The 14,123-nt window shown below is 70.5% G+C and carries 12 protein-coding genes; 7 read left to right on the top strand and 5 right to left on the bottom strand.

Annotation, left to right across the window (positions count from 1 at the left end):
* The 4 genes from OG496_RS10160 to OG496_RS10145 form a co-directional block, all read right to left on the bottom strand.
* Window positions 1-1,377: an MmgE/PrpD family protein gene (locus OG496_RS10160; protein WP_405970521.1), complete on the bottom strand. Its 1,377-nt coding sequence runs from the start codon at window positions 1,375-1,377 to the stop codon at window positions 1-3.
* Between the two features lie 64 nt (window positions 1,378-1,441).
* Window positions 1,442-2,488: an ABC transporter substrate-binding protein gene (locus OG496_RS10155; RefSeq protein WP_405970520.1), complete on the bottom strand. Its 1,047-nt coding sequence runs from the start codon at window positions 2,486-2,488 to the stop codon at window positions 1,442-1,444.
* A 450-nt stretch (window positions 2,489-2,938) separates the two neighbouring features.
* Complete coding sequence (locus tag OG496_RS10150; protein ID WP_405970519.1) at window positions 2,939-3,247, bottom strand: carboxymuconolactone decarboxylase family protein; 309 nt, start codon at window positions 3,245-3,247, stop codon at window positions 2,939-2,941.
* A 119-nt stretch (window positions 3,248-3,366) separates the two neighbouring features.
* The gene (locus tag OG496_RS10145) at window positions 3,367-4,203 is read right to left on the bottom strand and encodes an alpha/beta fold hydrolase (RefSeq protein WP_405970518.1); all 837 of its coding nucleotides are present in this window, start codon (window positions 4,201-4,203) and stop codon (window positions 3,367-3,369) included.
* 1,173 nt (window positions 4,204-5,376) lie between these two features.
* Here OG496_RS10145 and OG496_RS10140 point away from each other — a divergent pair.
* From OG496_RS10140 to hpaH, 3 genes are read left to right on the top strand one after another with little or no spacing between them, the layout of a single operon-like run.
* Entirely contained in the window at window positions 5,377-6,567 is a 1,191-nt protein-coding gene (locus tag OG496_RS10140; protein ID WP_405970517.1) for a CaiB/BaiF CoA transferase family protein, read from the top strand.
* Window positions 6,564-7,484, top strand: a complete 921-nt coding sequence (locus OG496_RS10135; protein WP_405970516.1) for a VOC family protein — start codon at window positions 6,564-6,566, stop codon at window positions 7,482-7,484. The genes OG496_RS10140 and OG496_RS10135 overlap by 4 nt, the downstream gene beginning before the upstream one ends.
* A gap of 55 nt (window positions 7,485-7,539) precedes the next feature.
* Window positions 7,540-8,343 carry a 2-oxo-hept-4-ene-1,7-dioate hydratase gene (gene hpaH, locus OG496_RS10130; protein WP_405970515.1) on the top strand — a complete coding sequence of 268 codons (804 nt, stop codon included), beginning with the start codon at window positions 7,540-7,542 and terminating at the stop codon, window positions 8,341-8,343.
* A 25-nt stretch (window positions 8,344-8,368) separates the two neighbouring features.
* Here the strand turns inward: hpaH and OG496_RS10125 are convergent, their stop codons facing one another.
* The gene (locus OG496_RS10125; protein ID WP_405969311.1) at window positions 8,369-10,009 is read right to left on the bottom strand and encodes an IS1634 family transposase; all 1,641 of its coding nucleotides are present in this window, start codon (window positions 10,007-10,009) and stop codon (window positions 8,369-8,371) included.
* Between the two features lie 143 nt (window positions 10,010-10,152).
* On the opposite strand from OG496_RS10125, the gene OG496_RS10120 reads away from it, so the two are divergent.
* The 4 genes from OG496_RS10120 (at window position 10,153) to OG496_RS10105 (ending at window position 14,085) form a co-directional block, all read left to right on the top strand.
* Complete coding sequence (locus tag OG496_RS10120) at window positions 10,153-10,944, top strand: aldolase/citrate lyase family protein (protein ID WP_405970514.1); 792 nt, start codon at window positions 10,153-10,155, stop codon at window positions 10,942-10,944.
* On the top strand, window positions 10,941-11,729 hold the full coding sequence (locus tag OG496_RS10115; RefSeq protein ID WP_405970513.1) for an enoyl-CoA hydratase/isomerase family protein: 789 nt from the start codon (window positions 10,941-10,943) through the stop codon (window positions 11,727-11,729). Before OG496_RS10120 ends, OG496_RS10115 begins: the two co-directional genes overlap by 4 nt.
* 62 nt (window positions 11,730-11,791) lie before the next feature.
* The gene (locus OG496_RS10110) at window positions 11,792-12,691 is read left to right on the top strand and encodes an alpha/beta fold hydrolase (RefSeq protein WP_405970512.1); all 900 of its coding nucleotides are present in this window, start codon (window positions 11,792-11,794) and stop codon (window positions 12,689-12,691) included.
* A complete protein-coding gene (locus OG496_RS10105) occupies window positions 12,688-14,085 on the top strand; it encodes an aldehyde dehydrogenase family protein (RefSeq protein ID WP_405970511.1) in 1,398 nt (465 codons plus the stop codon). The genes OG496_RS10110 and OG496_RS10105 overlap by 4 nt, the downstream gene beginning before the upstream one ends.
* Window positions 14,086-14,123: the final 38 nt, after the last annotated feature.

The following is a 14,123-nucleotide window of genomic DNA, read 5'->3' as shown; positions in this document are numbered from 1 at the left end:
TCAGCCCGTGTTCGTGGCGGCTGCCGCCACCGCTTGCCAGGCCGGCCAGAAGTCCCCGGCCGTGTCCTTCTCCAGGCCGAGCACGACGGAGCACAGGCGCTCCACGTCCTCCTCCGGGACATCGCGTGCGACACACGAGCGGAACTTGGCGACCACCTCGGCGTCCTCCAGCGGGTCCTGCGGCGACCCGTGCAGCACCCGCTGCTCCTCGGCGAACCGGGCGCCGCCCACTGTGGTCACCACGACCTCGGCACGGTCGACGCGGCCCGGCCGATCGGGGACGACGACGATACGCTCGCCCACCGCACGGAACACCGGATCGGCGAACGACTCCGACTCGCTCAGCCCCACGTCGGGCGGTCGGCCGAGCAGGGTGGCAGCCAGGTTGTACCGCATCGAGAGCTTCGCCTCGTAGCGCGACGACGGCCAGTCGAACCGCGACAACCGCAGGATCTTCGGATCCAGGTGAACCTCGATCCCGGCGACGTCGGGCTCGGTGAGCCGGTCCCGGCGCAGGATCGTCTCCAGGCTCGCCACCGCGAGCTGGTTCGGACCGCCGCACGCGTACGGGCGGATCGTCGGCCCGCCCGACTCCAGCAGGAACGGGTTCCCGAGCGCCCCGAGGAACCCGTCCCAGTCCACGGTGCCGCCGAAGTAGGCAGCCGCGAACCCGTCGGTCCCGCCGACCGAACCCAGGTTGGCCACGGCACCGGACGCGGCGAGCTCGGTGCTGCGCACGCCGGCCGCGGCGGCGTGCCCGGCGTGCATGCCGAGCGCCATCGACCCGAGAGTCGCCGTCGTGCCCGCCCCGGATTCGGCACCGAGCGCGAGGGCATGGGCCGTGCGCGTCGCGTTCAGCCCGAGCGTCCGCGCACCGGCGGCCGGAGCGGCCAGGAGCGCGCAGACACTGGTCGAATGCCAGCTCGGATCGACGGGTTTCCCCTTGTGCGCGGAGAGGGTCCCGAAGATCTCAAGTCCCGCGATGACGGCGGCCAGCAGCTCGGGTCCGCCGCAGCGCTGCCGCTCACCGAGTGCCAGCGCGGTCGGCACGACGCTCGACGAGCCGTGGCCGGGCCAGCGCATGTCGTCGAACTCAAGGATGTGCATCAAGGTGCCGTTGGCGAACGCCGCGTCGTGCGCGGGCGCACGCCTGCCGCCCAGCACGACGGATCCGTCGTGCGCTCCCTGCAGGTCCAGCCAGCGATCCAGGATCCCGGCCACCGGGTCATGGCTTCCCGCGACGCCCACCCCGATGGTGTCGAGGATCAGCTGCTTGCAGCGAGCGAGTGCTCCTGGAGGGATGTCGTCCGGGCCGAGGCCCGCGACGAACCTGCCCAGTTCCATGGCCACCGGCCGGTTGCCGTCAGGGCCTGTCATCCTGTCAACTCCTTTCCGAGCTCCGCCACCGTGAACGCCACCGCGTGCGGAGGCGGATGATCGGTCACTGCTGGGGAAGGCCCAGCAGATCGAGGATCCGTGTCTTGTTCCTGGCCGCCTGGGCGGGGTCGCCACCGGTGACCTTCTTCGGCAACGCCCCGAGGCAGAGCGGCGACGAGGCCTGCTGGGCGGCGTTGATCGCGGCCTGGCCGGCCTCGGAGTACGCCCAGTAGGCGAACAGGCGGGCGGCCGCGGGGTGCGGCGCGTGCGCGCTCACCGCGGGGGTGAACTGTGCGGCCCAGACGAACGGCGGCTCGACGCTCTTCAGGGGGGCGCCCTTGGCGACCAGTCCGGCGACAGAACTCGCCGTCGAGGACAGCGTGATCGCGCCTTCCCCTGCGGAGAGGCCCTGCAGCAGCGACACCGGGCTGTCGTAGTACTTCCTGGTGTTGGCTCCGACGGCCTTCAACCAGTCCGGCCCGTACGCGTCGAGCAGGGCGTTGTAGTAGCTGAGGCCGCCGACCGAACGGCGCGGGTCGTAGGCGATCAGCTTGCCCTTGTACTTCGGACTCGCCAGATCGGTGTAGTCCTTCGGTACGTCGGAGCCCTTGACCAGGCCCGTGTTGTAGGTGAGCAGGGTCGGGATGATGGTCATCACCGCGGCCTGGCCGTCGGCGATCAGGTAGTCGGCCGGGTAGTACATGGCGAAGCCGGGGATCACCTCGTCGATCGGCAGGAGGTAACCGGCCTTGTCCGACTGGACGATGAAGTCATTGGCGTTGCTCGTGTTGATCACATCCGCCTGGTACGTGCCGGCCTGTGACTCGGTGCTGAACCGGGTCTGCAACGGCACGGAAGAGGCGTTCTGGAACTCGACGGTGATGCCGTAGGCGTCCTTGAACGCCTTGCCGATCTCCGGCAGGTTCAGCCCCACGCCGTCGTACCAGACCAGTTTCCCCTCGGCCTTGGCCTTCGCGACCAGGGCGGCCGACGGTGCGGGCAGGCTCTGGTGACTCTTGCCTCCGCCGGTCGAATCGCAGGTGGCCGCCGCGGCCGTGCCGCTCGCACCGGCGCTGCCCGACCCGCACCCGGTCAGCACGCCGGCAGCCATCACTGAGGCTGCACAGAGCGCCCTCCGGATCACGCGGTTGTCTCGTCTGATTGGATACACTTCGGCGTTCGCCTCCGATTGCGTGATGAGGTCCGCGGAGCACATCCCGGACGTCCGATGACATGTGGGATGTGGCCTGAATCGCACCGTAGCCGAGGCCGGCCAAGGCCTCCGAGCAGGAAGTTCCGGCGACCGGAACACCGTGGGTCCGCACGGCGTGCGTTGCCGGTCCGGCTGGGTGCCGCACGAATTCCCGTGTTCCCCTCTTGACGTCATGAGCATGTGACTGTCCACAGTTCGTGTCGGCCCGGTATCAGCGACGTGCTGCCGTCCTGTGGCGCGCTCCGGCACCGACCTCCCGGGCCCGGTCTCGCTGCCGGGGGACCTCAGCGGCTCCCCGGGCACGTCGGTGAGCTCACCTCGCCGACGGCAGACGACGACCGGACTCGATCAGCCGGGCTGATCTGCCATGCCGTCCAGCGCGCGCATCAGCGCGCGCTTCGCCTGTACCCCGGCTGGGGCCCCGCAGTAGGCGACGACCTGCATGACCAGTTCACGCAGGTCGTGCTCGGCAAGCCCGTTTCGGACAGCGCCGACGACGTGCAGTTCGAACTCCGGCATCTGGCTCAGCGCGGCACTCATCGCGAGGACGATCAAGCTCCGCTCGCGGCGGGACAGGCCAGGCCTGGCCCACGTCGACCAGACCACGTCGGTCACGTACCGCTGGAAGTCCTGGTCGGCCACCGACAGATCGCTCATCGCCGGTACCTTGTCGTCCCCGAGTACCTCCCTGCGGACTGCCATCGCCGCATCGGCCCCCGGCTGGTCCGCCCTGCCTTGTGCTGGCTGCGTCACGCTGTCTCCCATCATCGGGCGGTTCATCGATCCGGTTTCCGGTCGTGGGTGAGAAGGAACCGCAGCACCCGCTCGTTGAACGCGTCGGGGTTCTCCCACTGGACCGCGTGACCTGCCTCGGCGATCACGGCGAACTCGCAGTTCTGGATCCGGGCGGCCCAACGGCGCATCAGCGCCGGTGGTGCGGCGAGGTCCGCGCCCCCCGCCAGCGCCAGCACGGGCGCCGTGATCCGGTCGAGTTTGGCGAACGTGTTCGGAGTCCGCAACGGCTGGGCCTCGACGCCCGGCTGCCGGGCTTCCCTGCTGATCTCGACCCACCGTCGGGTACCGTCGACGCAGGTGCCGCGGTATCCCGCCGACACCTCCCAGCAGACCACCAGATCCGGATCGCGTAGTCGGCCGATGTCGATGGCGGCGCTGAACTCGTCGATCTCCTTCTCACGAAACCAACCGGTGGTCGCCACCGCCACCAGGCTCGCGACCTTCTCCGGCCGCCAGGCCGCGTAGTCGATCGCGCTGAAACCGCCCGCCGCCGCCCCCACCAGATGGAACCAGCCGATCCCGAGGTGTTCCACGAGGGAGTCCAGATCCTGCGAGACGCTGCCGCGCTGAACGCCTACGGGTGTACTGAGACCCCAACCGCTCCGGTCGAAGGCGACGGTGCGAAAGCCGGCGGCCGACAAGGCGGGCAGCTGCCCGCACCACGACTGTGACGTGCCGGTGTTGGGGTGCAGAAGGATCACCGGTGTCCCCGGGCCACCGGTGTCCCGATACCACAGCCGGACTCCGTCGAGATCAGCGAACCGGCCCGGCGCGACCGCGTCCACGTCGGCTGGGTCCGGCAGACAGCATGGGGGCATGGGCGTCGGCGCTCCTGTCACGGCTCTGGGCACCAGGGGTGAGCGGATGTTAGCCACGACGACGGCAGGGGCGAGCGAGTCGTGTTCCATCCCCCGGCACACGACCGGTCGAAACTGTCATCGCCTGGGCAGTGGTCCAGCCCCTCGCGCGGCTGACGCGCAAGCACGGCACCTCGATACGGACAGCGGCCGGCTGTCGTCGGACGAACAGAAGTTGGTCATGGGCTTCGCCGACCGGCTGCGCTGCGTCGGTCGGCCCCCGTCGACTTCATCCGCGGGGGCGCCCTCGGCTCAAGTCTTGTCTGGTCAGCCGGCGCGCAACCGGTCCTGCGCGACGTCGAACGGTTTGTCCCCGTGGCTCTGGGCCTCGTCCACCTTGCCTGCAGGCCCTGGACGACCCAGCGCACGACCGTCCGCGGTGGGGCGGCGCCCCGACCAGAACCACACCTGGTTCTGGCCCAGCTGGAACGAGGTGCTGAACGTCGCCGTCGTGGGAGGCTTCCGGCGGCGTTGGCGGCGTCGGCGCCCAGAAAGCCGCAGACCAGCGCCAACAGAGTGACGATGGTCAGGTGGACGACAGTCGTACGGTGTGGCTTTTGGTGTCTTTCAGCCGTGGCGTTCGGTGGACACGTGTCTTCCTCACGCGCCGGATTTCCGGGAATTCGGTTCGAGAGGTGTGGAGAACCTCTCGGGCGGATCCTATAAAGGCACCGCTCCGGCTCGCCGTTCGACGATCCGCCTCAGCCCCGCCGGCGCACGTGACCAGCATGCGAAAGTCCCGGCGAGGCCGACGGCGAGTGGGTCCGCTATCCCCGCCCGGAGGGCGCGATTTCGCAGCACACGGCACGCGGGTATCGCCGTTCTCCGGCGGTGATCCGGGTTTGTGACACGGGAGCGAATCGACAACTCCAATTGCCGGGCCGGACCGGTGAGTGCCGCCGCGGTGTGTTCCCCCTCGCTGAACGATTCGTTACAGCCGCGACGCTCGGGTCCATTGAATGACACAGGAGTCTTGCCGCGCCCGGAGACCGGGAACCAAGCTCGGTCGGGCAAGGGGGGCCGCTCAAAGCGGTGCCGCGCAGGTCGCCGGGCTGAGGAGACGACAGTGATGGATATCGGCACGCTTCGGCCGGGCGGCACCCCCTTGGCGGGTGCGAAGACACGGGGTGCGTCATGACCGGAATCCTGGACGGGATCGTCGTGGCGGACTTCTCCCGCGTGCTCGCCGGACCGATCGCCACCGCCGGGCTCGGTGACCTCGGTGCCACCGTGATCAAGGTCGAGTCGGCGGACGGTGACGACACCCGCCGCTGGGGTCCGCCGTTCGTGGACGGGGAGAGTTCGTACTTCCTGTCCGTGAACCGCAACAAGCACAGTGTCGTCCTCGACCTGAAGGATCCCGGCGACAACGTTCTCGCCCAGCGGCTGGCCGCCCGCGCGGACGTGCTGGTCGAGAACTTCCGGCCCGGCGTCGCGGAGCGCCTCGGGCTCGGCTACGACGCGCTGCGGGCGGGCAATCCGGGGCTGGTGTACGCCTCCGTCTCCGGTTTCGGGCGCCAGGGGGAGGGCCGTGACCTGGCGGGCTACGACTTCCTGGTGCAGGCGCTGAGCGGTCTGATGAGCATCACGGGGGACGCCGGCGGGGAGCCCACCAAGGTCGGCGTCGCCATCGTGGACGTACTGACCGGGCTGAACCTCCAGGCCGGCGTGCTCGCCGCGCTCTACCGGCGGCAGATCAGCGGAGCGGGCCAGCGTGTGGATGTCACGCTGATGGGCGCGGCCCTCGCGGCGCTGGTCAACCAGGCGTCGTCCTGGCTGACAGCGGGTGTCGAGCCGCTGCGGGACGGCAACCGGCACCCGAGCATCGCGCCCTACGAGACCCTGAACGCCGCCGATGGCAGCATCGTGCTGGCGGTCGGCAACGACGCGCAGTTCGGCCGGTTCGTCGCGGCGCTGGGCCGTCCGGAACTGGCCGACGACACCCGTTTCGCCACCAACCCCGAACGGGTCGCCCACCGCACGGAGTTGGTCGCGGTGCTGGAATCCGTCCTGGCGGAGGGCACCGTCGAGCACTGGACCGGCGTGATCACCGGGGCCGGCGTCGCCTGCGGGCGGGTCAACACCGTCGCGGAGGCCTTCGACTTCGCCTCCGCCGTCGGTATGTCCCCCCGCGCGTGGACCGTGCGCCCGGACGGCACTCCGGTGGCACAGGTGGCCAGTCCGCTGGCGCTGAGCGCCACCCCCGTCTCCTACCGGCTGCCGCCGCCGCGCCTCGGAGAACACAGCGATCCCGTCAGACGCTGGCTCCAGGACGACGACGCCGGCGGCCGACCGCAGCTCCTGGGAAAGGAATTCACCCGATGAAGCTGGACCAACTCGCCTACGCCGTGATCGGCTCGGCCAGGATTCCCGAGTGGCGTGACTTCGCGGTCAAGGTGCTCGGCACCATGACCGAGGACGGACCGGACGGCGCCCTGTACCTCAAGTACGACGAGTGGCACTACCGCGTCCTCGTGCTTCCCGCGCCCGACGAGAGGTTTGTCGCGGCGGGCTGGAGCGTCCGCTCCCGCGCCGCCTATCTCGCCGCGCTCGACGACGCGAAGGCCGCCGGACTCACCGTGGAGGAGGGCGGCGCGGAGGAGTGCGACGTCCGTATGGTCAAGGAGTTCTTCCGCTTCCGTGACCCGAACGGCACCGACCACGAGGTCTGCTGGGGTCGGACCATGTCCGCCATTCCCTTCGTGTCACCGGCCGGAGTCAGCCGCTTCGTGACCGGGGATCTCGGCATGGGGCATGTCGTCCTCCCCTCGCGCGGGGACTTCGAGGAGTGCCTGGGCTTCTACGAGAACGTCATGGGGCTGGAGTACTCCGACTTCTTCGGCCGCCGGGTCGGGCCGGACGGAAAGCAGCTGCGCGGGTACTTCTTCCACTGCGACAACGCTCGCCAGCACAGTCTCGCCCTCATCGAGGCGCCGGACCCGACCGGCCTGATCCACTTCCTCGTCGAGGTCGGAACCCTCGACGACGTCGGCCGCGCCATGGACCGGGCCCGCGACGAAGGGGCGCCGCTGGTGCGCTCGCTGGGACGACACGTCAACGACTCGGTGGTGTCCTTCTACCTGGAGTCGCCGAGCGGTTTCCACATCGAGTACGGCTTCGGCGGCGAAGTCATGGACTGGACCGATCACGAGGTCCGCAACGTCTCCTACGGAACCCACTGGGGCCATGAATGGCAGCCCGGTTACGCGAGTGAGGTCCCGACCAGCAAGCCGGGCACCTGAGGCCGAAGCGCCGCCCGTGGAACACCCCGTACCCGAAAGAGAGGAAACGCCGAGGATGCTGACGGCAGAGATCATCGAGGAACTCGCGGACCGGCTGGAGGCCGCGGAGACCGACCGCACCCCCATGCGGCACTTCACGCTGGACCATCCGGGCATGACCATCGAGGACGGCTACGCGGTCCAGGCCCGCTGGGTACAGCAGAAGATCGCCCGGGGCGCCGGTGTCCGCGGCCACAAGATCGGGCTGACCTCCAAGGTCATGCAGGAGGGCGCGGGGATACACGAGCCCGACTACGGTGTCCTGCTCGACTACATGTTCTACGAGGCCGGGTCGGCCATCCCGATGGACCAGTTCATCGCACCACGGGTCGAGGTCGAGCTCTGCTTCCAGATGGGCAAGCCGCTCAGCGGCCCGAACTGCACGATCTTCGACGTGCTGGAGGCCACCGAGTACGTGATCCCCGCTCTGGAGATCATCGACACCCGCTTCCACCGCTTCGACCCGGTCACCAACTCACCCCGCAAGATAATGGACACGGTCGCCGACAACGCCGCCAACGGCGCGGTCGTCCTCGGTGGGCGCCCGGTGCGACCGCTGGACGTGGACCTGCGCTGGGTCAGCGCGCTGCTGCTGTGCAACGAGACCGTCGTGGAGTCCGGGGTCGCTGCCGCCGTGCTCAACCACCCCGCCAACGGCATCGCGTGGCTGGCCAACAAGCTCTGGCAGCACGGCGAGACCCTCCAGGCGGGCGAGATCCTGCTTGCCGGGTCCTTCACCCGGTCGGTGCCGGTCTCGGCGGGCGAGGTCTACCACTGCGACTACGGGCCGCTGGGGAGTATCTCGTGCCGATTCGCCTGAACCCGGCAGCCGCCGCCGACGGACTCTAGACCCGGATTTCGCACGTGGGGTTTGAGGTCTCCAGCCAGCGGGGGCGGGTTTCGTCGATGCCGAGGAGTTCGAGGAGGTGGGCTTGAACGGCGCGGGTGATCAGAATGGTTGGTGGGTCGGTGGCTGTTCCGACACGGATCCGGAGGTCGGCGAGGTGGTAGAGGATCATGCGTCCGGTCGGCCGGAGGGCACGGTTGTCGGGGTAGAGGCCGCGCATGCTCTGGTCGTCGCCCAGGGCCTGGCGGACCTGGCGTTCGATGAGGCAGAACACGAGCAGGGCCAGGCAGATCACGGTGATCAGGGCGGCGATGCGCCGGTTGTGGTGCAAGAAGACCGGGGCCACGGCGAGCGGGCCCTTGAAGTCGCTGTAGCGGCGCTCGACCATCGGCTGGCCCTTGTAGCGGATGAGGACCTCGGCGGCGTCGGCCACTGCGGGATCGAGGGTGGTCAGCAGCGCGTACCAGCCGTCCGTGGCGGCTTGGGCGGCCAGGACTTCCTGGTCGTAGTGCCAGGTCAGGGCGGGTCGGCCGGTCTCGTCGGTGCTGATGGAAGTGACCAGGCAGGAGCCGATACGGCGTTTGCTGGTGATCACACCGATCCGTGCGGTGACCTTCTGGGCGGTGGCGTAGTGCCGGCCGCCGCAGGCGGACTGGAGTTTGTCCAGTTCCTCACGGGCCTTGTCCAGGCGCCGGGTGCGGGCTGCCTGCTGGGCAGCGGCGTTGGCGCTGGAGTGGACCAGGATCCGGCGCACGGTGACCTGCGGGTCCCGCTTGCGTGGACCGGCCAGCGTCTGGGTGTCTTCCAGCACGCGGTAGCGGCCACGCTGCGCGGGTGGCTTGCCCGCGTCCCGCCCGGCGGTGTAGTCGACCAGGCGGGCCCGGCCCGCGTCGAGGCCGGCGAACAGGCCATCGGGAATCTTGGCCGCGGGCGCCGGGGCGATGAACTTCACCTGGGCTTCCTGAAGGGCCAGCAGGTTGCCGTAGGAGATCAGCTTCGAGTCGCCGACCATCAGGAAGTCGCGGGGCGCGGCCAGTTCACGCAGGGCCGTCATCGCCCCGACGACCTGGGAGACCTCGCCGGCCCCGCCGTCGTAAGCACGATGGAAAACGGGGATGCCGCCGTCCGCGGAGATCGCGATCCCGGCCTGGATCTGCTTCAAATCCGCCCGGCGGTCCTTGGGATGACCGTACTTGACCTGCGGGAACCCCTCTTCCGGCCTCTCGTGGGCGCCATGCAGGGACATGCTGGTCATGTCCCAGTGCAGGCGCGAGACATCGATCCCGAACCCGGCGATCGCGCTCGCCCCGACACTGCCGACGATGGCCTCCAGCTCGGGCGCGATGGCGTCCAGGGCACGGCCGATACGGTCGTCGTTGAGCAGGTCCGCCTCGATCCCGAAGACTTCCTCAACAGCCCACTCGCGGGCCCAGTCACCGACCCGCACCAGCGGCGCGGGCGCGGAAAGCCGGTTGGCGACCAGTACCTCGATGACCTGCCCATGAGTGAGATGCGCGACCTCCCGGACCGGACACAGCCCGTCGATGATCCCGGCCACGTCCAGCCGGCGCAGAAACTCGGCAGAGGCGGGCAGAGCACCCAGACGCCTCTCCACCACAGGCGCGATCTCCACGTTCATCCGTGGACGCTGCACCCGTGGCCGCTTGGCACGCGAAATCATCGACACATCACATCAACGACCACACCACCCACCCGACACCGCACACGCCCCGTTCCAACCGAACGAGGCACGTGCGAAATCCGGGTCTAGAGAGGTACGGCATGAGCACGGACATCACCAACCGTTTCAAGCGCGCGATCCTCGGCGAGGGGCCGAGCCGGATCGGCCTGTGGTCGAGCCTCGCCGATCCCTGCGCCGCCGAACTGCTGTCCACCACCGGCTTCGACTGGCTGCTGCTCGACGGCGAACACGCGCCCAACGACGTACGCAGCCTGCTCGCCCAGTTGCAGGCGACGGCCGCCGGCCCCGCCGACGTGGTGGTCCGGCCGCCCTACGGCGACGCAGTGCGGATCAAGCAGTTCCTCGACATCGGTGCCCAGAACCTCCTCATCCCGATGGTCGACACCCCGGAGCACGCCGCGGAACTGGCCCGCGCGGTCGAGTTCCCCCCGGTCGGGGTGCGCGGGGTGGCCGCGCAGACCCGGGCCGGACGCTGGGGCGACGTGCCGGACTACCTGAACCGGGCGCGTGAGCAGATCTGCCTGATCGTGCAGATCGAGACACGGGCCGCCCTGGGCCGGGTCGACGAGATCGCCGCAGTGGACGGGGTGGACGCGGTGTTCATCGGGCCGAGCGATCTCGCCGCCTCGCTGGGGCATCTCGGCAAGCCGGGGGCGCCGGAGGTCGTGGAGGCCGTCGAGCACGTCGCGTCGCGGGTGCGGGCCGCCGGCAAGCCGGTCGGCATCCTCACCGTGGACGAACAGCAGGCGGCCCGGTACATCGAGCTGGGCTTCGACTTCGTCGCGGTCGGCATGGACACCATGCTGCTGCGCCGGGCGGCCAGCGACCTGCGCGCGCGGTTCGCGGGCGCCGCGCCGGATGGCGGCAGGTGAGCGCGGAGAAGCCGCTCCTGGTCGAGCGGCACTCCGAAGGCGTCGTCGTCCTCACACTGTCGGTCCCCGACCGCCGCAACGCCATGACCACGGAACTCACCGCGGCCTGGCGGGACACGATCGCCGGGCTGCGCGGGGACGATGAGGTGCGCTGTGTGATCGTCACCGGGTCGGGTTCGGCGTTCTGCGCCGGCGGCGACCTCGACTGGCTCGGGGACGCCCGTGACGAACCGGTGGACTTCTTCCGTGCTCGGATGTCCGCCTTCTACCGGGACTGGCTGTCCATCAGGAAACTGGAGGTACCCACCGTCGCCGCCCTCAACGGCGCGGCGGTGGGCGCAGGGCTCAGTCTCGCCCTCGCCTGCGACCTGCGCTATGCGACCCCGACGGCCGCGATGTCCGTACCGTTCACCGCGCTCGGGCTGCACCCGGGGATGGCGACCACCTGGCTGCTGCCCGAGGTGACCTCGGTCGCCGTGGCCCGCGACCTGCTGCTCACCGGGCGCGTAGTGCGGGGCCCGGAGGCGCTGGCCCTGGGGCTGGTCAGTGGGCTGGCCGAGGACGTACTCGGGCGCGCTCTGTCGGTCGGCTCGGCCATCGCCGGGAAGGCTCCGTTGGCCACCCGGCTGACCAAGGCGGCCCTGGCCCGCGGCGGTCACCGGTCCATCGCCGACGCCCTGGAATGGGAGGCACTGGCGCAGCCGGTGACCATGGCGACCGAGGATCTGCACGAGGGGCTGGCTGCCCAACGACAGCGCCGCCGCCCCGATTTCACCGGCAGATGAACCGCCGGGGAGAGCGGTCCGCGGACCGGAAAGCGAATCAGCAAGTGAAAGGACACCCCTCCATGACCGGGTCCGACAACGGCGACGCGGCAGCCGCGTTCCGTCCTGAGAGCACGGCCCAGGTGTTCGACCTGGCGTCCCGCTGGGTGACGACGGGCGGGCAGCGCATCCATTACCACGAGGCCGGCTCGGGCACCCCCGTGGTGCTGCTGCACGGCTCCGCCGTCGGCGCGTCCGCCGCCGCCAACTGGTGGCGGACCATTCCGGCGCTCGCAGACCACGCCCGCGTCCTCGCTCCCGATCTCGCCGGATACGGCTGGACCGAGGCACCGGACAGCGGCCACTACGGTCTCGGTGCCTGGTCGGAACAGGTCGGCCGCTTCATGGACGCGGTCGGCGTCGAGTCGGCCGTGCTGATCGGCAACTCGCTCGGCGGCCGGATCGGCCTCCAGGTCGCCCTCGACCAGCCGGACCGGGTGCTCGGACTGGTGACCATGGGCAGCCCCGGCCTCAACCACCGGCGCACGGAGGTGGTCGGCCGGCATGTCGCGCCCACGGTGACCCGTGAGGGCATCGCCCGCGTCATGGCGGACCTCGCGGCGGACGGCTACCGGATCCCGGACGGGCTCGTCGAGTTCCGCTACCGGATGGCGAGCCGGCCGGGCGCCCCGGAACGCTGGGCCGAGGTGGTCAAGGCCCGCGACGAGTCCGTCGCCCAGGCCGGTCTGACGGACGAGCAGGTCGCCTCGGTGACCGTGCCCGCGCTGATCCTGCACGGTATGCAGGACAAGGTCGTCACGGTCGCCGACAGCCTGGACACCGCCCGCGCCCTGCCGAACGGGGACCTGATGGTCTTCGCGCACTGCGGGCACTGGGTCCAGCTGGAGCGCGAGGACGACTTCCTCGCCGCCGTCACCCGCTTCCTGCGACGGGTGGCCGCCCCGGCCGTGAGCCACGCGTGAGCGCCGTTCTGACGGACGCTGCTGTCGAGAGCCGGTCCCCGCAGCGCCCCGACGAGGTGGTCGGGGCGTTCGTCGCGTGCTCCGCCGCACAGATGGAGACGGCTGCGCGGACCGCGCGGACGGCCCAGGCGGAATGGTGGGCGAGCGGGCCCGGAGCCCGGGCGACGGCCCTGTCCGCTGCCGCCGAAGCGCTGGCAGCGGCGTCGGGAGAACTGGCCGAACTGGTCATCGCCGAGGTGGGCAAGCCGCGCGCCGAGGCCGTCGGCGAGGTGGACCGCGCGGTGGCGATCCTGCGCTACAACGCGCAGCTCAGCCTCGTTCCGCTCGGCCACCACCTGCCGGTCGCGGGACCGGTGGGGTCGCTGCTGCTCGACACCCGCAGGCCCCGGGGCGTGGCGGGCCTGATCACGCCCTGGAACTTCCCCCTGGCGATTCCGCTGTGGAAGGCCGCGCCCGCGCTGGCCGCCGGGAACGCGGTGCTGCTCAAGCCCGCGCCCGCGGCGACGGCCACCGCCACCCGCCTGCAGGAGCTGCTGGCGCCCCACCTGCCCTCGGGGCTGCTGACGGTGCTGCCCGGCGGGACGGCGACGGGCGCCGCGCTCCTGCGTTCCTCCGACGTGCTCTCGTTCACCGGATCGACCACCGTGGGCCGAACCGTCGCCGCGGCCAGCGTGGCCGCGGGCATCCCGGTGCAGGCGGAGATGGGCGGGCTCAACGCCAGCGTGGTGCTGCCCGACGCTGACGTGGCGCACGCGGCCAAGACCATCGCGTCGGCCGCCATGGGCTACGCGGGCCAGAAGTGCACGGCCACCAGCCGGGTGATTGTGGTGGGCGACCAGCCGGGCTTCGTCGAGGCGCTCACCGAGGCCGTGCGCGGCCTGGTGGTCGGCGACCCGGCCGAGGAGCGGACCGCGGTGGGGCCGGTCATCGGCGCCGCCGCGCGGGAGGCCGTCACGGAGGCGGTGGACGCGGCACGGGCGGCCGGGGGCCGGGTGCTGACCGGCGGGGAGACCCGTGATCCGGGCTGGTTCGTCTCCCCGGTGGTCATCGACGGGTTGCCGCCGCAGGCCCGGCTCAACCGGGAGGAGGTCTTCGGCCCCATCCTGTCCGTGCTGCACGCCGAGGACGAGGACTCGGCCGTCCAACTGGTCAATGCCACCCGCTACGGACTGGTCACGGGCCTGTTCACCCGTGACCTCGACCGGGCCCTCACCCTGGTTCCGCGCTTCGACACCGGGATGGCCAAGGTGAACGGCGCCACCAGCGGCGCCGACTACCACGCCTCCTTCGGCGGGGAGAAGGACTCGGGCTACGGCCCGGCGGAACAGGGCCTGCCGGCGCTGGACTTCTACTCCCGGCACCACACGGTCACGTATCTGCCGACGCCTCGCTGAGCACTGAGCACTGTGCATCGTGAAGTTGCTGGTCACGG

This window comes from Streptomyces sp. NBC_00988, assembly GCF_045162645.1.
Lineage (GTDB): Bacteria > Actinomycetota > Actinomycetes > Streptomycetales > Streptomycetaceae > Streptomyces.
The sequence above is the reverse complement of the archived record's forward strand: the minus strand, read 5'-3'. Positions and strand labels throughout refer to the sequence as shown.